Genomic DNA, 21,664 nt, shown 5'->3' with positions numbered 1-21,664 from the left:
TCAGTTCCGGTGGACGGCGTGGGCAGACGGTAGGACACCGGATGGTGAAGCCGCCACCCCGCTCGGGCGCAACGTCAGCGCCAACCCACGTCGATCCGGTCGCCGCGCTCGTCGAAGAAGTGCAGCGCGTCCATCCGTACCGAGACGGCGAGCGGGTGACCGGCGCTGACCGCCGGGTACGGCGCCAGCCGCACCGCCAGCTCCGCCGGACGCCGGTGGTGCCGGCCCGGGTCGGGGAGCACGCTGGTCTGCACGCCGCTGGTCGGGGCCTCCGGCGAATCCACCGGCTTGCCGGTGAGCCGTTGCATGACCGAGCCGAACCGGCGCAGGCCGCGCTGGCCGACCGGTGGCGTTTCCAGTGGCGCGCCCATCTCGTCGACCACGATCGCCGTCGCGCCGATGTCGAGGAACGCCAACGACTCGTGCCCGTGATGCTCCAGGTAGCGGATCCGCCCCCGCAGCACGTCGCCGGGGCTGTCCGGTGCGACCGGGGTGAGCGCCTCGGCCCGCATGCCGACCACGATCCGCTCACCGTGGTAGTGCGCCACCGCCCGACTGCGGATGTCGTTCCAGGGCAGGTAGAGCGACTGCTCACCGAGGTTGAGCGTGACGTACCGGTCGAGGTGGACGTAGACCGACGCCTCCAGGAGGTTCATCCGTGGGCTGCCCAGGAACGCCGCCACGTAGAGCGTCGCCGGTCGGCCGTACACCTGGGTCGGTGTGCCCACGTCCTGAAGAACGCCCCGGCGCATGATGGCCACCCGGTCGGCCATGGTGAGCGCCTCGGCCTGGTCGTGCGTGACGTAGACGGTGGTGACGCCCAGCTCGCGGGTCAGGCCCGAGATCTCCGCGCGCAGCTCGGCGCGGAGCCCGCTGTCCAGGTTGGACAGCGGCTCGTCCATGAGGAACAGGCCGGGCCGGCGGACGATCGCCCGGCCCATCGCCACCCGCTGCCGCTGCCCACCGGAGAGCTGACCCGGCTTGCGGGCCAGCACGTCACCGATGCCCAGAGCGCTGGCCACGTCGCTGACCCGCTCACCCCTCGGCTCGGGCTCGATCCCGGCCAGCCGCAGCGGAAACGCGATGTTGTCGCCAACGGTCATGTGCGGGTAGAGGGCGAAGTCCTGGAAGACCATGGCGATCTTGCGGTCGCGTGGGGGGAGGTCGTTCGCCAACTCCCCGTCGAGCATGACCGCACCGCTGGTCGGCTCCTCCAGCCCGGCGATCATTCGCAGCACTGTGGACTTGCCGCACCCGGACGGCCCAAGCAGCACCATGAACTCGCCGTCGTTCACATCAAGATTGATGGTGTCGACGGCCAGCGTGCCATCCCGGAAAACCTTGGTCACATCCTTGAGCGTGACGGTGCTCACCGTCTTCCCCCCCAGCGCGTCGGCCAAACCCCCCAAGACTGTGACCAGGATCATGGATTTAGGACATCGGGTAAACGTCTTATGTTCGACCGATGACACTGCTATTACACGACAGAAACGCCGATCAGCAGTGCGCGGACCGCTCGCCCGGCTCCCCGAGGAACACCTGGCGCACCACCCGCTCCGCCGCCCGCCCGTCGTCCATCGTGCAGAACCGGGCCCGGAAGTGCTCGCGGGCCTTCACCGCCGCGTCCGAGCGCACCGCGTCGGTACGGAACAGATCGAGCAGATCGGCGAACGTGGATGCTACCGCACCCGGCGGCTCGGCGGTGACATCGAAGTAGACCCCCCGGGCCAGCCGGTACGCCTCCCAGTCCGGGGTGTACAGCACGATCGGCCGGTCCAGCACCGCATAGTCGAACATGGCCGACGAGTAGTCGGTGACCAGCACGTCCGCCACCAGGTAGAGATCCTCCACCCGCTGATGGCCGCTGACGTCGCGCACCCGCTCCCAGTCCCTCGGCTGGCCGGGACGCCGATCCCGGTCATGGAAGTAGTGGCTGCGCATCAGCAACCGACCCGAACCCCCCAGCGCCTGCACGAACTGGTCCGGGTCGAACGGCGGCCGGTAGCCGGGCAGGTGCTCGCGGTGGGTCGGGGCGTACAGCACGACCTGCTCGTCGGGGTCGAGGCCGAACTCCGCGCGGAGTCGGCGCACCTCGTCCGGGCCGGCGGTGACCAGGCGATCGTTGCGCGGGTACCCCACCTCCAGGGTGGTGTACGTGGCCGGGTACGCCCGGTCCCACATCTGGGTGGAGAAGCTGTTGGCGCTGACGCTGTAGTCCCAACGGTCCACCCGGCGCAGCAGCCCGGCGAAGTCCATCCGGCCCGCGCCGATCGGGTACCGCTGCTGGTCCAGCCCCATCACCTTCACCGGCGTGCCGTGGTGGGTCTGCACGTGCACCTGTTCCGGTCGCTTGCGGACGAAGTCCGGAAAGTTGACGTTGTTGACCAGCCACCGGGCGCGGGCGAGCACCCGGTAGTACGCCGGGGTGCCAGCGACCACGTACTCCACCCCGGCCGGCACGGCGTCCACCCGGTCCCGGCGCACGATCCACACCCCGCGTACCCCCGGCGCCAACCGGCGGGCGACCTCGTAGATCGCCGCTGGGTTGCAGGAGTAGCCCCGGTACCAGTACGCGGCGTACACCGCGAGCGTCGGGTCGACCGGCCGCCGCAACTCGGCCCGGTAGTACTCACGCAGCAGCCTGTCGCGGGTAAACCGGGCGCCACGCCGGGTGACCGGGCCGACCTTGCGCCGAGCGGTGCGGGCCCGCCGGCGGGCGGCGTCGCGGGCCCGGCTGGCCGCCCGCAACGCGCTGAAGGTGCGCCACCGGCCGGCAGCCACCAGCTTGTGCTTGATCCCCTCGACCCCGTCCGGCACCGGATAGCCGCCTGGCGGCAGCCAGCGCTCGTAGTCGGCGGCGATCTGCGCGAAGAACGCCTCCCGCAGCTCCGGCGCGATTCGCTGACCGTTGCCGAGCACGGTCAGGTAGTGCCAGATCATCCGTTCGAAGACCGCCGGCCGCAGCGCCTCGGTCGCCGGCCCCCACGAATCCATCAGGTGGAAGACCCGGTGCCACTGCGGAAAGACCTCGAAGTGCCGGTCGCCCCGGGTCCGGGTGATCGCGCCGGCGCGGCGTTGGCGGTAGTTGACGCAGACCCGATCCAGTACGCCGATCCGCCGCGCGGCCATCAGCACCGGATAGCTGAACGAGACGTCCTCGTACCAGCCGGGCGCGAAGCGCAGCCCCAACTCGACGAGGAACTCCCGACGGACCAGCCGGTTCCACGCGGTGTGCAGCAGGTGCATCGCCTGCGGCCGGTCGCGCAACCGGAACGTGTCCGCGCCCGGTGACTCCGGAAACACCTCGGCCATCGCGCTGCGGGTGGCGGTGTTGTTCCAGTGGGTGCGGACGTGGTCGACCAGCAGCACGTCCGGGCGGGTGCCCCGCAACCGCTCGGCCACCTCAGTCAGGCACTCCGGGGCCAGCCAGTCGTCGCCGTCGAGGAACCACACGTACTCACCGACGGCCCGGTCCAGCCCGATGTTCCGGGCCGGACCGAGGCCGACGTTCTCCGGCAGCCGAACCGAGTGGACCCGCTGGTCGCGGGCCGCGTACTCGTCGATGATGTCGCCGCTGGCGTCCGGCGAGCAGTCGTCGACGGCGATCACCTCGATGTCGGTCTCCGGCTGACCGAGGATGGAGTCCAGGCACTCCCGCAGGTACCCCTGCACCCGGAAGGCCGGCACCACGAAGCTGATCAGGGTCATCCGGCCGTCCCTCCGTCAGCGCGGCGCGGCACCTCCAGCGCCCGCCGGCGCGACCGACGCCCGCGCGCTACGGGCCGGTCGCACGAACCAGGCCAGGACGACGCTCACCACGAAAACCACGAGAAGGTACGTACCGAGTGTAGCCAGACCGATACCCGCAATACCGGCAATCGCCGCGAGGGCCACCAGCACCGAGCGCCCCTCCCAGCCCAGCGTCGCCGCGTGCAGAGGCGGTGCCGCCTGCCGCTTCTCCAACCGGGCGGTCAGGTCGTAGTGGTGCACGGTCAGCACGAAGACGTACCCGAAGATCAACCAGCCGGGCGCCCCGCCCACCACCCCGACCGCGATGGCGAACAGGTACTCGGCGGCCCGCAACGCCGCGGGCACCAGCCAGTCCAGCGGACCGTTGTGCGCCGCCCCGGCCCCCAGGGCGCCGACCAGCAGCACCAGCAACGCCACCGGCACCGCCCACCGCAGCCCCTCGGGCGCGTCACTCAGCACCGCCCCGACCAGCAGCACCGCCGGGCCGAGCGCGGCGATCACCGCCAGGGCCAGCGGCCCCATCGGGCGGACCACCGGCAACCAGCGGGCCAACGGCCCGTCGTCACGGTGCAGGGTGGCATCGACGGTGTCCAGCACCGGCACCCACATCCAGCGGGCCCGCAGCGTCCGCAGCGCCCCGGTGTACGCGAACGCCAGCACCCCCCAGACCAGCACGGCGATCAGGCTGACCAGCGGATTGAACAGCGCCACGGTCAACGCGATCAGCGCCCACCGCTCACCGATCGGGAAGACCACGGTCCGCTTCAGCCAGTACGACACCGACCCGGTGTCCGCCTGCACCCGGGTCGACGCCGCGTTGAGCCGGTCCCCGATCCCGCCGCTGGCGTTCGTCGCCGTACGCGGACGGCGGGCCGCCTCGTCGTGCAGCACCCCGTACCAGGTGTCGGTCATGTGCCGGACGGTCTGCAACGTCATCGCGGCGATCGCGAGCGCCCACCCGTTGCCCAGCCCGGCGTGGCTCACCCCGAAGCCCAACCCGGCGTAGACCACGTACTCCTTGGCCCGGTCCGCCATCGTGTCGAGCCAGCCACCCCAGGCGCTGAAATGCCGGGTGTAGCGGGCCAACTGGCCGTCCACGCAGTCCAGCACGAAGCCGAGGTAGAGCAGCACCGCGCCACCGACCAGCGCGGGTCGCCCACCGACCCCGAACAGCACCGCCGCGCCCAGCGCGAAGAGCACCGAGATCACCGTCACCCCGGTCGGGGTGAGCCGGAGCCGGGCCGAGAGCCGGACCACGTACGGCGACCAGGTGCTGACGAAGTAGGTGGAGAAGAAGTCGTCCCGCTCCTTCACCGACAGCCGCAGCTCGGCCCGGTCCTCGTCGACAGCTGTCACCGCCGCCTCGGCAGCGGTCAGCCCGGCCGCGTCCTCGACCCGGTGGGCGACGAGCAGGCGTACCCGCTGGGCGAAGATCAGGGTGCCGTGCGCCGCGAGACCCGCGAAGAGCCGGTCCACGGCGGACCCGGGGCCACCGGCCGCGACCGACCCCCCGGACCCGGCCCCGCCGGCCGCCGGCAGCGCCGACACGTCGCCGGCCGGGCCGATCGGGGCGGCGACGGGGAGCATCCCGGACGCGGCGGCCCGGGCGGCGGCGACGAGGGCCGGCAGGTCGTCCACGCCGACCCGCAACGCGCCGCCGAACACGCCAGTGGCGTCCCCGTCGAGGGCGCCCAACGCGCCGGCGTCGACCACCTGGCCGCGCTCCTCCCGCACGGCGGTCCGACCGGGCACCGGCGGGTCGCCGAGCACCAGCGCCACCGTGGGCCCCACCGGGCTGGTGGCCAGGTGCCGCAGTACGGCGGTGTGCGCGACCAGGTCCGTGCCGGTGATCAGCACCGGGGCGGTCGCGGTGGCGACCAGTTCGGTCAGCTCGTCGAGGTTGGCCGCGAAGCGCACCTCGTCCGCCCCGGCCCGGCGCAGCTGGGCGGCGAGGCGGTCGGCCAGCGATTCGCCGGTCGCCGTCGTCAGGCCCGCCGCGGGAGTTCCGGCGGCGAGCACGATCGCGAGCGTCACCGCGGAACCGCTGCGTGGTACGCGTCGAGCGCCTCGGCGATGGTGCCGTCGAGCGTCAACCGGCCCGCGTCGAGGTACAACCCCCGACGGCAGAACCGGGTCAGGTCCTTTTCGTTGTGTGAGACCAGCACCAGCGTGCGCCCCTCCCCGAGCAGACGATCAATCGTCGCGTAACACTTCTTGCGGAACTCCGCGTCCCCGACCGCGGTCACCTCGTCCATCAGCAGGATCGGGTGCGGCAGGTGCGAGATGATCGCGAAGCCCAGCCGCACCTTCATCCCCGACGAGTAGTGCCGCACCGACGTGTCGATGGCCCGTTCCACCTGCTCACCGGCGAACTCGACGATCTCGTCGAAGTGCCGCTTCAGATAGTTCGTCGACAGTCCGTGCAACCCACCGACCAGGTGCAGGTTCTCCCGCCCGGTCAGGTCGTTGGAGAAACCGGCGGACAACTCCAGCAACGGCGCCACCGCCCCGTGCACCCGGATGCTGCCCTCGTCCGGAATGAGCACCCCGGCGATCAGCCGCAGCAGGGTGCTCTTGCCGGTGCCGTTGCGCCCGATCACCCCGACGGTCTCACCGGGCTCCACGGTGAACGACACGTCCCGTAGCGGCCAGAACTGGCCGGGCAGCGCACCACGGGCACCCCGGTGGATGAACAACTCGCGCAGCCGCAGCTGCCGGCGACGGTTGCGGACGAACCGGATGCCCAGGCCGTCCGCCTCGATGATCGGCGCCGCCACCTCAGAGCTCCTTGAGCACGGCGGGCTCCAACCGGCGGAACGACCACCAACCGGCGACCAGCACCAGCAGGCTGCCGACGACCGTGGTGGCGAGCAACCGGGCGTCCGGGAACTCGTCCGGGTACCAGATCGCGTGGTGCAGCTGGAAGATCCCGACCAGCGGGTTCAGCTCGTACACCACCTTCAACCAGCCGGGCAGCCCGGACTCCCGGACCAGGCTGAGCGGATAGATGATCGGGGTGGCGTAGAAGAGCACCCGGATGATCAGCCGCATCAACCGTTCCACGTCGCGCATCAGCACGTTCCACGCGGACAACAGCAGGGCGAGCCCGATCAACAGGACGGCCTGGACGACCACCGCCAACGGCAGGGAGAGCAGCGACCAACCGGGATGGATCCGACCGTGCACCGCGTAGATCACCGCGATGGCGATCAGGATCGGCAGGCCGGCCGCGTACTCGGCGAACCGGCCGGTGACCCGGCCGATCGGAAAGACCTGACGCGGCACGTTCATCGTGGTGATCAGCCGGGACTGGCCGGTCAGCGCGTTCGTCGCCTCGCTCAACGCCGAACTGGTCCACATCCAGGCGAAAATGCCGGTGATCAGGAACAACGGGTACGACCCGGCGGCCTCACCGAGGTGCCGGCCGGTGTCCCGGGAGTAGAGCACCCCGAAGACGAACCAGTAGATGGCGCCCATGCCGAGCGGCTCGATCAACGACCAGAAGTAGCCCAGCACCGACTGCTGGTACTTGACCGCCAGGTCCCGTCTCACCAGGATGCGCAGCGAGTTGCGGTGCAACCACAACGCCGCGACGCCAGCGGTCACCGCAGCCTCCCGCCTCCTGAAACGGACGACAGGTTAGCAGTCGGTGAACGATTGCCCCGAATCGACCGGACTCAGCACTCGATCACGTTGACGGCCAGACCGCCACGCGCCGTCTCCTTGTACTTGACCTTCATGTCGGCGCCCGTCTCCCGCATGGTCTTGATGACCTTGTCCAGCGACACCTTGTGCACGCCGTCGCCGCGCAGCGCCAGCCGGGCAGCCGTGATCGCCTTGATGCTAGCCACCGCGTTCCGCTCGATGCAGGGGATCTGCACCAGGCCACCCACCGGGTCACAGGTCAACCCGAGGTTGTGCTCCATCCCGATCTCGGCCGCGTTCTCCACCTGCTCCGGGGTGCCACCGAGCGCCTCGGCCAACCCCGCCGCCGCCATCGAACACGCCGAACCGACCTCACCCTGGCAGCCGACCTCGGCACCCGAGATGGAGGCGTTCTCCTTGAACAGCACACCGATCGCGCCCGCCGTCAGCAGGAACCGCACCACGCCGTCGTCGTCGGCGTCCGGCACAAACCGGGTGTAATAGTGCAGCACCGCCGGGATGATCCCCGCCGCGCCGTTGGTCGGCGCGGTGACCACCCGGCCACCCGCCGCGTTCTCCTCGTTGACCGCCAGCGCGAACAACGTCACCCAGTCCATCGCGTGCAGCGGGTCCCTGGTGCCGGCCTCCGCCTCCAGGCCGCGCCGCAGCTCCGCCGCGCGCCGCCGAACCTTCAACCCCCCAGGGAGTACGCCGTCCCGCTCGCAGCCGTTCCGCACGCACTCCTGCATCACCCGCCAGATCTCCAGCAGGCCGGCCCGGACGTCCGCCTCACTGCGCCAGGAACGCTCGTTGGCCAACATCACCTCGCTGATCGACAGCCCGGTACGGGCGGTGACGTCGAGAAGCTCCGCCCCGGTCAGGAACGGGTACCGCACGACCGTGCTGTCCGGCTTGATCCGGTCCGCGCCCGCCGCCGCCTCGTCCACCACGAACCCGCCACCGACCGAGTAGTAGGTGCGACTGCGCAACTCAACCCCGGCCCGGTCGTACGCCACGAAGGTCATCCCATTCGGGTGGTACGGCAGCGACCGGCGGCGGTGCAACGTCAGGTCCCGATCCGGGTCAAAGTCGATCTCGTGCGCGTCGAGGATGTTGATCCGCCGCTCGGCCCGGATCCGCTCGACCCGAGGACCAACCGTGTCCGTGTCGACCGTCTCCGGCGACTCACCGGCCAACCCGAGCAACACCGCCCGGTCACTCCCGTGGCCGTGCCCGGTGGCACCCAGCGAACCGAACAGCTCCGCCTGCACCCGCGCCGTGTCCGTGAGAAGACCATCGGCCTTCAGCCCGCCAACGAACGTACGCGCGGCCCGCATCGGCCCCACCGTGTGCGAGCTGGACGGCCCGATACCGACGCTGAAGAGGTCGAAAACACTGATCATGGCTGCGCTTCCTCGCCGTCGTCCCGGCGTACGGGACCCGGCCGGGTCGTGACCGCCGATCTGGCGGCCCCGCTGGTGACCGTCCGGGGTATGGGTGCCGGCCCTCCGGGGTGTGGAAGGCCGATCCACCAGCCTACCTGCCCAGCTCACCGCCCCCCTGGCCCGGGACGTGACCACCCGACCACCGCCTCCCCGCCACCCGCCTCCGCGGGGCGCGGGCGCGGGGCGCGGACGGGCGGCGAGTTCGGGAGGCGTCAGCGAGGGGTTGCCCGGGTAAAGCACCTACGGGTCCACGGGTTGCCGCTCCTCCTCGGGACCGAGGGCGAGGCGGTCATCCGTTTCTACCGTGGATTGCAGACGCGGCGCACCGCCGCAGAGTGGGAGTACGACGATGAGTCGCAAACTGGTCCGACCCCGCGAGGGGCGCATGATCGCCGGTGTCTGCGCCGGCCTCGGTCGGCGGTTCGGCATGTCGGCCGGCATGGTCCGGCTGCTGTTCCTGCTGTCCCTGCTGCTGCCCGGCACCCAGGTGATCGTCTACCTGATCCTGTGGGTGCTGATGCCCAACGAGGACCGCTACCTCGCCCCCACCGGACACTAGTACCCGCCCCGCACAGCCCACGTAAGCAGAGATCTTGGACAGTTTCCGTTAGCACGGCCCGCCCACGTAACGGAAACTGTCCAAGATTGCTTATGTCTCGGCCGCAGTGGCACCGCAAAGGTGGCGAATCGGCCATCCGCCGCTGCCGGGGTGGCGGCTTGGGCCGCCGGCCCACCCCGCACGCCAGCACCGCAGGCCCACCCGCACGGCAGCGCCGCAAGCCCGCACCGGCACGGCAGCGCCGCAGGCCCGAGAGGCGAGGGCACCCACGCGAGAGCGCCCGCTCCGACGGGAGTCGGGGCGGGCGCTTCGACGTACCGGGGGGGGTGGGGCGGGTCAGGGGGCGATGTAGGTGACCGTGATCTGCTGGTAGCCAAGGGAGCGGAGCAGCCCTTCCAGCATCTTGCGGGTGTTCTCCTCGGCCCGGGCCGAGAGCCCGCTGTCGCGGGCGGCGGCGGTGATCCGGTCCTCGGCGAGCTGGTAGATCTGCTGCTGCCGGTTGGGGTCGTTGCCGACCAGGTCACCGAGCCGGTTGAGCAGACCGCGCTGCTGGGCGAAGACGTAGCTCTTCTCCATGTCGAGGTTGGTCTCGCCGAGCTGCGGCGCGGGCAACTTGATCTCGACGGACTTGCCGTCGGCGGACTGGACGACGGCGCCCTCACCGATCTTGGTGAAGTCGACGTACGCCTCGACGCTGCCGGCCCCGACGAACAGGGTGCGCTCGTTGAGCAGGAAGTCCGGAACATTGCGCCGGTCGTTCTGGGTGTCGACCACGACCTGGAAGTTGCCTTCGGCGGCCACGTAGCGGCTGAGGTCCTGAATCGACTTCAGCAGCGGTGGCTGACTGCGGTCGGTCTGCTCCTTGGCGAACGGGTTGCGGAATTCCGGCAGGATGCCGGTCGCCTGAATGCCGAGCAGCACGACCACGGCCAGCGCGGCGGCGCCGAGCAGCAGGAGCAGGCCCCGGGCCGCCGCACCGCCACCGGAACCGCCAGGGCCGCCAGAACCGCCAGAACCGCCAGGTCCAGCAGGCCCACCGGAACGGCCAGGCTCAGCGGGCCCACCGGAGCCGCCTGGTTCCTCGGTGGCCCACTCAGATGTCGCGGTCGACCGCGTCTTGAGGTCGTCACCGGTCGGGTAACCGGGGAACTCCCTCGTGGGCTCGTTGCTGCCAGCGTCGCGGGCCATCACGCTCACCGTCCTCGTCAGACACGTCGTCTGTCAATGACGGTACGGCCCCGATACGACAGCCGCGCGGCGAGCGCCTTCAATGCCCGAAAGGGCAGGTCAGGCGAATGCGGAGACCCCGGTGAGCCGCTGCCCGATGACCAGCTGGTGGATCTCCGAGGTGCCCTCGTAGGTCAGCACGCTCTCCAGGTTGTTGGCGTGCCGCATCACCGGGTACTCGCCGGAGACGCCGTTGGCACCGAGGATGGTGCGGCACTGCCGGGCGATGGCCAGGGCTTCCCGCACGTTGTTCAGTTTGCCCACGCTGACCTGCTCGGGGCGCAGCCGCCGGGCGTCGGCGAGCCGACCGAGGTGCAGCGCGAGCAGTTGCCCCTTCACCAACTCGACGGTCATGTCGGCGAGCTTCGCCTGGGTGAGTTGGAAGCCGGCCAGTGGGCGACCGAACTGGGTGCGGGTGGTCGCGTACGCCAGGGTGGTTTCCAGGCAGTCGCGGGCCGCGCCGACCGCGCCCCAGACGATGCCGTAGCGGGCCTCGGTGAGGCAGCTCAGCGGCGCCTTGAGCCCGACCGCCTCGGGCAGTTGGGCGTCGGCCGGGAGCCGGACGTCGTCGAGCACGATCTCGCCGGTCACCGAGGCGCGCAGCGACATCTTGCGGCGGATCTCCCGGGCCATGACGCCGGGCGTGTCCATGGGTACGGCGAAACCCCGTACGCCCTCGTCGGTGCGCGCCCAGATCACCGCGACGTCCGCGATCGGGGCGTTGGTGATCCACATTTTCCCACCGGTGAGCACCCAGTCGTCGCCGTCGCGGCGGGCCCGGGTGGCCATCGAGGCGGGATCGGAGCCGTGGTCGGGCTCGGTGAGGCCGAAGCATCCGATCGCCTCACCGATGGCCATCGACGGCAGCCAGCGTTGCTTCTGCTCCTCGCTGCCGTAACGCCAGATGGCGTACATGGCGAGTGACCCCTGCACGGACACCAGGGAGCGGACGCCGGAGTCGCCGGCTTCCAACTCCTGGCAGGCCAGCCCGTACGCGACGGCGGAGGCGCCGGCGCAGCCGTAGCCGGTGAGGTGCATGCCGAGCAGGCCGAGCTTGCCGAACTCGCGGGCCAGCTCCCGGGCGGGGACCCGGCCGTCCTCGTACCAGTCGGCGGCATGGGGGCGCACCCGGTCGTCGACGAGCTGGCGGACGACGTCGCGGATCTGCCGCTCTTCGTCGGTGAGCGACGGGTCCAGGTCGAGCAGGTCCAGCGGAGCGGTCATGGACGCCACCCTAACGAAGGCTCAGGGCAGCGCAGAAGGGCACGTCACTCGATGGGCTCGGAGAGCACCAGCACCCGCGCGTGGATCTGGTTGCGCTGCTGGAGGGCGGCGCGCAGCGCCCGGTGCAGCCCGTCCTCCAGGTACAGCCCGCCGTTCCACTGCACGACGTGCGGGAAGAGGTCACCGTAGAAGGTGGAATCCTCGGCGAGGAGCTTGTCCAGCGCCAGCTCGCGCTTGGTGGTGATCATCTGATCCAGGCGCAGTGGCCGAGGCGGGATCTCCGCCCACTGCTTGAGCGTCAGATTGTGCTCCGGATAGGGACGCCCGTCCCGGACCGCTCTGAAGATCACGACGGCACGCTCCCCTCCCCGTGGCCGGGCCGACCGACGGCGCCGAGCCGGGCCGCGGCGGGCACCGCGCGGCGCGGCACCGATGACCGTGCCAGCCTAGCCGCCCAGCGCACGCTGCGTTCTGCTCCCTGATGTCAGTTTCGCTACCGGTCGTCCGATCCTCAATCGGACGAACGGGACGTCCGCCTCAGTTCCACCGGCCGCGCCGTACGACCTCGTCGATCGGACGACGCCCCCGGCGCAACGACGGTGACCGATGGTCAGCTGCCCGGTAACCGATTGTGACGGCACCGATGGGTTGATACTCCGCCGGCACGCCGAACGCGTCCCGGTAGGTGGCGATCCGTTGCGGCGGTATGCCGAAGAAGCACGCCCCCAATCCCTCGTCCACGGCGGTGAGCAGCATCAGCAACGCCGCGAAGCCGGCATCCACGTGCCAGTACGGCACCGGCCACCGGTCCGTGGACTGGTCCGTCCAGCCCTTGTCCGGCTCCGCGTACCGCCGCAGGTAGGCCGACTCGTTGGCGTGCGGCACCACGATCAGCGGCGCGCGGCGCATGCCCGCGAGCCAGCGCTCCCGCCCACCGCCGTCGGGCGTGGTGGCGGCCCAGAACCGTTCCCGATCGGCCGGCTCCTCCAGCACCAGGAAACCCCAGCCCTGCGCGAAGCCGGCGGACGGGGCGCGGACCGCGTGGTCGAGGAGCCGGTCCACCACGTCGGGCGGGACCGGGCGGTCCGGGTCGTAGTTGCGCACCATCCGCCGACGGCGGACGACCTCGGCGAACTCCATCAGGCTCCGGGGCGGATGCCCCAGGCACCTCGCCACGTCGCGCCGGGCTTGAGGGTGAGCAGATCCTTACCCGACCGGAACGCGTCCGGCGGGCAGGTCATCGGCTCGATCGCCACCGAACGGCGGTGCCGCTCGCCGGCGAGGGAGTCACCGGTGAACACCTGCCACCAACCGAACTCGGCGTCCGCCCAGATGCTCACCCCGGTCGCACCGTCCGGCGCGGAGAGGCTCACCGACGACCCACCGTCCGCGTCCCGGATCACGTCGCCGAAGCAGGCGTCCAGCGTGGCCGCGCCGATCCGGCGAGCGCTGGTCCAGTCGTACTCGGTGCCGGCCACCGGCGTCACCCCCACCGGCAGCAGCCGACCGTCCACCAGCACCCGGCTGCGGGTGGGCAGCCGCAGCACCAGGTCGTCCACCGCGACACCCGGCAGTTGCAGGTACGGGTGCACGGAGAAGCCGAACGGTGCCAGCTCCCCGCCGATGTTCGTCACCTCGTGCTCGGCGCGCAGGCCGTCCGCGTCGACGCTCCACCGGCTGCGCAGCCGCAGCGGCCACGGGTAGCCGAGCTGCGGCGGCAGGTCGTAGCCGACCGTCACCGCGTCCGCCGACTGCTCCAGCAACTGCCACGGCACCCAGTTGACCAGCCCGTGAATGGCCACGTGCCGCTCCGGCTCGGTCAGCGCGAGCTGGTGCGTCCGCCCGCCGAACGGGTAGCGGCCATCGCGGATCCGGTTCGGCCAGGGCGCCAGCACCTGCCCGGTGCAGCCGGGGCAGACCTCGTCGGTCTCGTACCCGTCGACCAGGTCGACACCGTCGTGCCGGTACGTCCGGAGCCCACCGCCCACCTCCACGATGACGGCCTCATGGCCGGCGGCGGAGATGGTCCACTGGGCGCCGGAGAACGGGCGCGGATCGGGGCTGTCCATGCCGGCGACCCTAACCGGTCACGTCCGGTCGTCGCTCGACGCCGTCGCCGCCCGGTAGCGCAGCAGCGCCGGGAACGCGACCGCGAGCACCACCACGAGCACCGCGGAGGCGAGCCCACCGGCCACCCAGGCCACCCCGCCGCCGAACCCGGCGGCCATGGTGCCGGCCCGCAGGTCGCCCAGGCGTGGACCACCCGCCACCACGACCGTGTTGACGCCCTGGAGCCGGCCGCGCATCCGGTCCGGCGCGTAGACCAGCAGCATCGACTGACGCAGCACCGCGCTGATCAGGTCGGCGGCACCGGCCACGGCGAGCAGCGCCACCATCAGCCAGAGCTGGTGGGCCAACCCCGCCGCGGCGATCGCCAGTCCCCAACCGACCACCGCCAGCACCAGGCCGAGCCCCTGCCGGCGGATCCGGCCGATCCAGCCGGAGGTCAGACCACCGATCATCGAGCCGATCGCGATGGCGCTGTAGAGCAGGCCGACCGCGCCCCCGCCGCCGAACCGCTCGTGGGCGATCTCCGGGAAGAGGGCCCGTGGCATGGCGAGGATCATCGCGATCAGGTCCACCCCGAAGGACAGCAGCAGGACCGGTGTGGTGGCCAGGTAACGCATTCCGTCGATGACGCTGGCCAGGCCGGCCCGCCGGGCCTGGCCGTCGGTGGTGGGCTCGGGCGGGAGCGCGGGCAACCGCAGCGCGGCCCAGAGCATCGCGGTGAACAGCACCGCGTCCACCCCGTACGCGATCGGCAGGACCACCGTGGTGTCCGGCGAGGCGGCGAGGATCAGGCCGGCGGCGAGCGGCCCGGCCACCGAGGCGGCGGTAAAGGTCGTGTAGTTCAGGGTGGAGGCGGACACCACCAGGTCTTCCGGCACCAGCCGGGGCAGCATGGCGCTGCGGGCCGGCGAGCTGACCGCGAAGGCCACCGACTGCACCGCCATCAACACCAGCAACAGCACCGGGCTACCCACGTCCAGCAGGGCCTGGACCAGCAGACCGAGAGTGGATGCCCAGAGCAACAATGAACCGGCGAGCAGCACCGCACGCCGGTCACGGGCGTCGGCGACCGCGCCGCCCCAGAGCCCGAAGACCAGCAACGGTACGAAGGCAGCAACCCCCAGCAGACCCACCCAGAACGAGTCCCGGGTCAGGGCGTACATCTCCACCGGCACCGCGACGGCGGTGAACTGGAAGCCGAACATCGCCACCGTGTTGCCGAGCCAGAGCCGCCGGTACGCCGGCACCCGCAGCGGTCGCACGTCGATCGCCCAGCGGCGCGCCTTGCGCGGCCGGGTCTCCTGCACACCCGTCACGGCGCCAACCGCTCGACGGTCCAGCCACCCTCGTCGAGGCGGCGGAAGCGGAGACGGTCGTGCAACCGACCGGCCCTTCCCTGCCAGAACTCCACCGACTCGGGTTGGACCCGCAGCCCGCCCCAGTGCGACGGGGTCGGGATCTCGGGCTGGTCGGCGAACCGCTCGGTCGCCTCCCGGTACCGCTCCTCCAGCACCTCCCGGCCCGGCACGACCTGTGACTGCGGGCTGGCCCAGGCACCCAGTTGGGAAGCGCGGGGCCGGCTGGCGAAGTACGCCTCGCTCGTCGCGCGGTCGACGTGCGTGACCCGCCCGGCGACCACCACCTGACGATGCATGGGAAACCACGGAAAGACCAGGCTGGCGTACGGGTTGGCGGACGCCTCGACGCCCTTGCGCGACAGGTGGTTGGTGAAGAAGACGAAGCCCTCCGGGTCGTACCCCTTCAGCAGCACGGTCCGCCCGCTCGGCCGGCCGGCCGGGTCGGCGGTGCCCACCACCATGGCGTTCGGTTCGGGCAGCCCGAAGGCCACCGCGTCGGCGAACCACCTGTCGAACTGGCTGTGCCAGTCGCCGGCCAGGTCAGCCTCGGTCAGGCCCAGGTCCGCGGCGTACTCGTTACGCATCGCGGCCGGGCCGGGTGTGTCACCCGTCACGTCCCCACTCCTTCTCGGTGGCCCCGCCAACGCCCTCCCGCGCTGGCCAGCCCACCCTGCCCAGTCTCACCGAGTCGGCCGGAGAATGCGCATCCGGGGATGTCGCGTGCAGCACAGTCGCAGCGGGTCGCGTATCCCTTACTCAGCAGGCAAGATGTTCCGAACACATCCCTGAGGGTCGCCTAAGGCGCTCGGCCGATCGGGCCGGATGAGCGATCGGGCGCACCGACCAGATCCAGGAGAGCGACATGGCCGATTTCAAACCCGGGCTGGAGGGCGTCGTCGCCTTCGAGACCGAGATCGCCGAACCTGACCGTGAGGGCGGCGCGCTGCGCTATCGCGGAGTCGACATCGAGGATCTGATCGGCCAGGTCTCGTTCGGCAACGTGTGGGCCCTGCTGGTCGACGGCCGGTTCGGGCCGGGCCTGCCGCCGGCGGAGCCGTTCCCGGTGCCGGTGCACTCCGGTGACATCCGCGTCGACGTGCAGTCGGCGGTCGCCATGCTGGCCCCGTACTGGGGTCTCAACCAACTGCTGGACATCTCCGACGAGCAGGCCCGGGAGGATCTCGCCCGGGTGTCGGTGACCGCGCTCTCCTTCGTGGCCCAGTCCGCTCGTGGCCTCGGCCTGCCGGCGGTGCCGCAGAAGGAGATCGACAAGGCGCAGACCATCGTCGAGCGGTTCATGAAGCGCTGGCGCGGTGAGCCCGACCCACGGCACGTCAAGGCCGTCGACGCGTACTTCATCTCGGCCGCCGAGCACGGTCTGAACGCGTCCACCTTCACCGCTCGCATCGTCGCCTCCACCGGCGCGGACGCGGCCGCCTGCATCTCCTCCGGCATCGGCGCCCTCTCCGGCCCGCTGCACGGCGGCGCCCCGTCCCGGGTGCTCAGCATGCTGGAGGCGGTGGAGCGCAGCGGTGACGCGGAGGGCTACGTCAAGGGTGTCCTCGACCGCGGCGAGCGGCTGATGGGCTTCGGCCACCGCGTCTACCGTGCCGAGGACCCGCGCGCCCGAGTGCTCCGGCGTACCGCCAAGGAGTTGGGCGCGCCCCGCTTCGAGATCGCCGAGGCGCTGGAGAAGGCCGCTCTCGCCGAGCTCCAGGCCCGCCGCCCGGACCGGGTGCTGGCCACCAACGTCGAGTTCTGGTCGGCCGTGGTGCTGGACTTCGCCGAGGTGCCGGCGCACATGTTCACCTCGATGTTCACCTGCGCCCGGATGGGCGGCTGGAGCGCGCACATCCTGGAGCAGAAGCGCCTGCAGCGGCTGGTTCGCCCGTCCGCCCGCTACGTCGGCCCGGAGACCCGCAAGCCGTCCGACGTCGAGGGCTGGGCGGCCATCCCGCACGGCGTCTGAGCGCCAGGGCAGGGGCCCCTCGTCGACGCCGAGCGTCGAGGAGGGGCCCTTGTCGCCGGCGGCCGAGGCCCGACTGTGGCGAAGGACTCAGACCGACCGCCGGGACCCCGACCATCGCCGCGCGGCCCGGGTGCGAGGATGTGGGTCGGCAGTGTCGCCGGGCCCGCCCTCGCCCTTGCGGAAGGATCTTCAAGACCGTGGCTGACGCACCGATCATCCGGATTCCCGATGAGATCAAGCCCGCCGACGGACGTTTCGGCTGCGGCCCGTCCAAGGTCCGCCCGGCGGCGGTGTCCGCTCTCACCGAAGTCGCCACCAGCTACCTCGGCACCTCGCACCGGCAGAAGACGGTCCGTGACCAGGTGGCCCGGCTGCGCTCCGGCATCGCCGAGTTCTTCTCGCTGCCCGAGGGGTACGAGGTCGTGATCGGCAACGGTGGCACCACCGCGTTCTGGGAGGTCGCCACCTTCGGCCTGATCCGCGACCGGGCCCAGTTCGCCAGCTTCGGCGAGTTCGGCGCCAAGTTCGCCAAGTCGGTCAAGGACGCCCCGTTCCTGGGTGAGCCGACCGTCCGCAAGGCCGACGCGGGCAGCGCCCCGACCCTCGTCGCCGAGTCCGGCGTGGACGCGTACGCGACGCCGCAGAACGAGACCTCGACCGGTGTGGCCGTCCCGATCAGCCGGGTGGCCGGGGCCGACGAGGGCGCGCTGCTGCTGGTCGACGCGACCTCCGGCGCGGGTGGCCTGGAGGTCAACGTCGGCGAGACCGACGTCTACTACTTCGCCCCGCAGAAGTGCTTCGGCTCCGACGGTGGTCTCTGGCTGGCCCTGATGTCCCCGGCCGCCCTGGACCGGGCCGCCGAGATCAAGGCGTCCGGGCGCTACATCCCCGCCTTCCTCGACCTGGTCACCGCGATCGACAACTCGCGGCTGGAGCAGACCTACAACACCCCGGCACTGGCCACCATCTTCCTGGCCGCCGAGCAGACCGACTGGATGAACGCCCAGGGCGGCCTGGCCTGGGCGGCGAAGCGCACCGCCGAGAGCGCCGCCGCGGTCTACGGCTGGGCCGAGCGGTCCACCGTGGCCACCCCGTTCGTCACCGACCCGGCACTGCGCTCCAACGTGGTCGCCACCATCGACTTCGCCGACGGGGTGGACGCCACGGCGATCGCCAAGGCGCTGCGCGCCAACGGCATCGTCGACACCGAGCCCTACCGCAAGCTCGGCCGCAACCAGCTGCGGGTGGCGCTGTTCCCGGCCGTCGAGCCGGCCGATGTCGAGGCACTGACCGCGTCCATCGACTACGTGGTCGAGCGACTCTGACGTTCGTCACGGTCGGTGTCCGCCGGGGCCTCCACGGACACCGACCGTGATCATCGCCGCAGCTCAGTCACGACATGCGGGGTGTCGCTTCCCCCACCCCGAGGCAGATGCGCGTACGGTGGTCCGAGACGCCTGGGTGGCCGACTCGTGGCGTGCGGCCAGCGAAGCGGGACGGAGGCAACGCTATGCGCCCAGTACGCTTCGTCGCCCTCTCCGAGGACGGCCATGCCCTGGTTCTCGCCGACGAGGTCGGGCGGCTGCTCGCCCTGCCGATCGACGAACGGATCTCCAGCGCGTTGCACGCCGAGCCGGGTGCGCCGCCGCTGACGGTGGCGCCGACCGCGGCCGACCCGGTTCCGTCACTGTCTCCTCGGGACATTCAGGCCCGCATCCGCTCCGGTGAGTCCGCGGAGGACGTCGCCCGGATCGCCGGGGTGCCGGTCGACCGGGTGCTGCGCTACGCCGGCCCCGTGTTGCAGGAGCGGGCGATGCTCGCCCAGCACGCCCGCCGCACCCGCCTCAAGGGCGCGGAGAAGCCCACCCCGCTCGCCGAGGTGGTCAACGGTCGGCTGAGCCAGCACGGCATCGACACCGAGAAGATCTCCTGGGACGCGTACCGGCGTGACGACGGCACCTGGCGGATCATCGCCACCTGGCCGTCGGGCAAGGCCACCGCGCAGGCCATCTGGGATCTCGACAAGACCCGGCAGTCGGTCGCCCCGCACGACGACATGGCGCAGTACCTGTGCGCCGAGCGGCCCACGCCGATCCTCGGCCAGGAGCCGGCACCGGAGCGGGGCGGGCACGCCCTGCCTGGTCCGTCGCGCGGCGAGCCGAGTCGTGGTGGGCACGGGTTGCCGGCGGCGTCCGAGCACCCGCGCCCGGGCCGGGATCCGATCCGCGCCGGTCGCGACGCGTTGCTCGCCTCCCTGGACCGCCCGCTCGGCGCCTCGTCGGGTCGCGGGCTGGAACCGCGTACCCCGGCTGCTCTGGCCGGGTCGGACGCCCCCCGCCAGCGGCCGGTCGGTGGGGGTGCCGCCGCGCTGCTCGGTGGTGGCCCCGGGTCGGCCTTCGACGACGACACGGACGCGCCCAAGGAGGTGCCGGCCGTGCCGTCGCTGGCGGTGCTGCGGCCCCGCCGGACGGGCGCTGCGGCGGCCGCCGGCGGCGGCGAGTCCACCGATGCCAACGGTAAGCCGCGCAAGCGGCTGCCGAGCTGGGACGACGTGCTCTTCGGCAGCGGCCCGGCCGCCCGCGAATCCTCCTGACGCTGCGCGTTGACGGGTGGCACAAGGTCACCCGTCAACGCGGGCGTTCGGGTCTCACCGCATGTCTCCCACGCCGTCCCGATGAGGGGCGGCGACCCCGCGTACGGCCTCGGCGACGGCGCGAAAGTCCTTCTTGAGGATCGCACCGTGGTTGCTGGCGACCTTCGCGCTGATCGTGATGTTCGGGTTGCGGACGGTCACCGCGTCGAGGCTGACGCGGATCTGTTCCTGCTCGTCACCGCGACTGCCGAGGGACCTTCCCGAGGCGACCACGTACCGCACCGGGACGGTGATGCCGTCCAGCACCGGGCCCAGCGCCCGCTCGCGGGACAGTTCGCCCAGCTCGATGTTGCTGTTCGCCATCTGGTCGGCGTTCATCCGTGGGGTCAGGCCGGTCGGGCGCAGCAGGGGCATGAACAGGTTCATCCGGCGGAACAGCGTGCGGATCCGTTGCGCCGTGGCCTCGTCGAGCCAGTCGTGCGGGAACGCGCCGTCGACGAGGACCGCGCCCAGGGCACGCTCCGGATTCCGGTTGGCCCAGTGCGCCCCGACGACCGCTCCGTAGGACCAGCCCACCAGTAGCACCCGGTCGACGTTCCGGGCCGACAGCACGGCGTCGACGTCCCGGACGACCGCCTCGAAGGAGTAGTCCGCCGAACGCTTCGACTTCTTGCCGCGGGCCCGCTCGTCGTAGGTGATGTGGCGGAATCCGGTGCCGAGGTCGGCGATGACCCGCCGCCAGTAACCCTGGGTGGCGAACTGGCCGTTGAGGTAGACCACGGGGATGCCGGTGCCGCCGGTGTCGGTGACAGCGAGGGCCGTGTCGTCGACCGGCACCATGCCGGTCCACGTCGAACTGGTGTTGGTGATCGTCATGTCTGCACTCCTGGTCGCGTGGAAGGTCGGTCGGAGGTGGGGACGGCTTCAGCGGCTGCGGGCGGTGATGTCGCCGTGGGAGGTCGTGGCGCGGATGTCGAGTGCCGTGGTGCCGTCGTTCATGAGGCCGTTGCTGATGCGACCGAAGCCGGTGCCGGCGTCCAGGGCGGCCGAGACGCCGGTGGCGGCGACGACCGAGATGTCGCCGGACTGGGTGCGGAGCACGACCGTGCCGTGCACGGCCTCGGCGATCCGGATGTCACCCCTCGCGGTGCTGATCTCGGCGGGGCCGTTGAGCCGGCCGACCTCGACGTCACCGTCGATCGCGGTGAGGCGGACGCTCGCGGCTTCATCGATCTTGATCTGGCGGTACGCCCCTTCGAAGGCGACGTCCCCGAGACGCCCGACGCTACGGAGTTCGGCGCTGGCGGACGTGCCGTCGATGCGGGAGCCGGCGGGCAGCTGGACGGTGACCTCCAGGGATCCGGACGGACCGAAGAGCGGGTTGCCCGGGGCCGCCGTCGTGATCCGCAGGACGCCGTCGGCGTAGGCGACGGCGGTCTGCTCGGCGGCTCTGGCGTCGCGCTTCTTGGCCGGGTCAGCCGGCCGGACCTCGACGGTGGTGTCGGCGCGGTGAGCGGCGATGAGCTGGATGCGTCCGGCGGGGATGTTCAGGATGGCGGAGATCGGGGCGGGGGTGTCGAACTTCTGCATGGTGCTCTCCCGTGCGTTGCCGTTGTTTCTGACATTGGAAACGCTACGTTGCTTTCCAGAAACCGGCAACGACTTCGTTGCGTAGGACAGGCATTATTGCAGCTAGCCCGCGTGAAATCATTGCAATGGACGACGAGATAACGCAACGCCCCAGCGCCGCGCCATTGCAATGAGGAGGAGGTGAACGCTACTGTGGGGGCAGCGAACGTCGTGCCGGATCACCAAGGAGACAGC

19 protein-coding genes are annotated in these 21,664 nt (G+C 71.2%); 4 read left to right on the top strand and 15 right to left on the bottom strand.

Annotation, left to right across the window (positions count from 1 at the left end; all coding sequences use genetic code 11):
• Positions 1–74: 74 nt before the first annotated feature.
• From EV382_RS27885 to EV382_RS27860, 6 genes are all read right to left on the bottom strand, one after another.
• The gene (locus tag EV382_RS27885; protein WP_130406686.1) at positions 75–1,373 is read right to left on the bottom strand and encodes an ABC transporter ATP-binding protein; all 1,299 of its coding nucleotides are present in this window, start codon (positions 1,371–1,373) and stop codon (positions 75–77) included.
• Between the two features lie 124 nt (positions 1,374–1,497).
• Positions 1,498–3,708, bottom strand: coding sequence for a bifunctional glycosyltransferase/CDP-glycerol:glycerophosphate glycerophosphotransferase (locus EV382_RS27880; protein WP_130406684.1), 2,211 nt, complete (start codon positions 3,706–3,708; stop codon positions 1,498–1,500).
• Between the two features lie 15 nt (positions 3,709–3,723).
• The gene (locus tag EV382_RS27875) at positions 3,724–5,784 is read right to left on the bottom strand and encodes a DUF5941 domain-containing protein (RefSeq protein WP_130406682.1); all 2,061 of its coding nucleotides are present in this window, start codon (positions 5,782–5,784) and stop codon (positions 3,724–3,726) included.
• The gene (locus EV382_RS27870; protein ID WP_130406680.1) at positions 5,781–6,527 is read right to left on the bottom strand and encodes an ABC transporter ATP-binding protein; all 747 of its coding nucleotides are present in this window, start codon (positions 6,525–6,527) and stop codon (positions 5,781–5,783) included. The genes EV382_RS27875 and EV382_RS27870 overlap by 4 nt, the downstream gene beginning before the upstream one ends.
• 1 nt (position 6,528) lies before the next feature.
• On the bottom strand, positions 6,529–7,356 hold the full coding sequence (locus EV382_RS27865; RefSeq protein ID WP_130406678.1) for an ABC transporter permease: 828 nt from the start codon (positions 7,354–7,356) through the stop codon (positions 6,529–6,531).
• A 71-nt stretch (positions 7,357–7,427) separates the two neighbouring features.
• Entirely contained in the window at positions 7,428–8,798 is a 1,371-nt protein-coding gene (locus EV382_RS27860) for an L-serine ammonia-lyase (protein ID WP_130406676.1), read from the bottom strand.
• Between the two features lie 391 nt (positions 8,799–9,189).
• Here EV382_RS27860 and EV382_RS27855 point away from each other — a divergent pair, with 391 nt between their 5' ends.
• Complete coding sequence (locus EV382_RS27855) at positions 9,190–9,399, top strand: PspC domain-containing protein (RefSeq protein WP_124774243.1); 210 nt, start codon at positions 9,190–9,192, stop codon at positions 9,397–9,399.
• Between the two features lie 336 nt (positions 9,400–9,735).
• Here the strand turns inward: EV382_RS27855 and EV382_RS27850 are convergent, their stop codons facing one another.
• From EV382_RS27850 to pdxH, 7 genes are all read right to left on the bottom strand, one after another.
• The gene (locus EV382_RS27850; protein ID WP_425272006.1) at positions 9,736–10,590 is read right to left on the bottom strand and encodes a DUF4230 domain-containing protein; all 855 of its coding nucleotides are present in this window, start codon (positions 10,588–10,590) and stop codon (positions 9,736–9,738) included.
• A gap of 96 nt (positions 10,591–10,686) precedes the next feature.
• Positions 10,687–11,850 (bottom strand): acyl-CoA dehydrogenase family protein, encoded by a 1,164-nt coding sequence (locus EV382_RS27845; RefSeq protein ID WP_130406672.1) that lies wholly within the window; start codon positions 11,848–11,850, stop codon positions 10,687–10,689.
• 44 nt (positions 11,851–11,894) lie between these two features.
• Positions 11,895–12,200: a type II toxin-antitoxin system VapB family antitoxin gene (locus EV382_RS27840; protein WP_030329612.1), complete on the bottom strand. Its 306-nt coding sequence runs from the start codon at positions 12,198–12,200 to the stop codon at positions 11,895–11,897.
• A 187-nt stretch (positions 12,201–12,387) separates the two neighbouring features.
• Entirely contained in the window at positions 12,388–12,990 is a 603-nt protein-coding gene (locus tag EV382_RS27835) for a nitroreductase family protein (protein WP_130406670.1), read from the bottom strand.
• Positions 12,990–13,919, bottom strand: coding sequence for an aldose 1-epimerase family protein (locus EV382_RS27830; RefSeq protein WP_130406668.1), 930 nt, complete (start codon positions 13,917–13,919; stop codon positions 12,990–12,992). The genes EV382_RS27835 and EV382_RS27830 overlap by 1 nt, the downstream gene beginning before the upstream one ends.
• 18 nt (positions 13,920–13,937) lie before the next feature.
• Positions 13,938–15,236: an MFS transporter gene (locus EV382_RS27825; RefSeq protein ID WP_130406666.1), complete on the bottom strand. Its 1,299-nt coding sequence runs from the start codon at positions 15,234–15,236 to the stop codon at positions 13,938–13,940.
• The gene (gene pdxH / locus EV382_RS27820) at positions 15,233–15,862 is read right to left on the bottom strand and encodes a pyridoxamine 5'-phosphate oxidase (protein WP_130409258.1); all 630 of its coding nucleotides are present in this window, start codon (positions 15,860–15,862) and stop codon (positions 15,233–15,235) included. Before pdxH ends, EV382_RS27825 begins: the two co-directional genes overlap by 4 nt.
• Before the next feature lie 278 nt (positions 15,863–16,140).
• On the opposite strand from pdxH, the gene EV382_RS27815 reads away from it, so the two are divergent.
• The 3 genes from EV382_RS27815 (at position 16,141) to sepH (ending at position 19,840) form a co-directional block, all read left to right on the top strand.
• Entirely contained in the window at positions 16,141–17,247 is a 1,107-nt protein-coding gene (locus EV382_RS27815) for a citrate synthase 2 (RefSeq protein WP_030329620.1), read from the top strand.
• A gap of 197 nt (positions 17,248–17,444) precedes the next feature.
• Positions 17,445–18,572, top strand: a complete 1,128-nt coding sequence (serC, locus tag EV382_RS27810) for a phosphoserine transaminase (protein ID WP_130406664.1) — start codon at positions 17,445–17,447, stop codon at positions 18,570–18,572.
• 185 nt (positions 18,573–18,757) lie between these two features.
• Complete coding sequence (sepH, locus tag EV382_RS27805; RefSeq protein WP_130406662.1) at positions 18,758–19,840, top strand: septation protein SepH; 1,083 nt, start codon at positions 18,758–18,760, stop codon at positions 19,838–19,840.
• A gap of 54 nt (positions 19,841–19,894) precedes the next feature.
• On the opposite strand, the gene EV382_RS27800 is transcribed toward sepH, so the two are convergent.
• Together EV382_RS27800 and EV382_RS27795 are read right to left on the bottom strand one after the other, a co-directional pair.
• Positions 19,895–20,716, bottom strand: a complete 822-nt coding sequence (locus tag EV382_RS27800) for an alpha/beta hydrolase (protein WP_130406660.1) — start codon at positions 20,714–20,716, stop codon at positions 19,895–19,897.
• Between the two features lie 48 nt (positions 20,717–20,764).
• On the bottom strand, positions 20,765–21,430 hold the full coding sequence (locus tag EV382_RS27795; protein ID WP_130406658.1) for a DUF4097 family beta strand repeat-containing protein: 666 nt from the start codon (positions 21,428–21,430) through the stop codon (positions 20,765–20,767).
• Between the last annotated feature and the right edge of the window lie 234 nt (positions 21,431–21,664).

Origin of the sequence: Micromonospora violae, from assembly GCF_004217135.1 — a bacterium.
Lineage (GTDB): Bacteria > Actinomycetota > Actinomycetes > Mycobacteriales > Micromonosporaceae > Micromonospora > Micromonospora violae.
The sequence above is the reverse complement of the archived record's forward strand: the minus strand, read 5'-3'. Positions and strand labels throughout refer to the sequence as shown.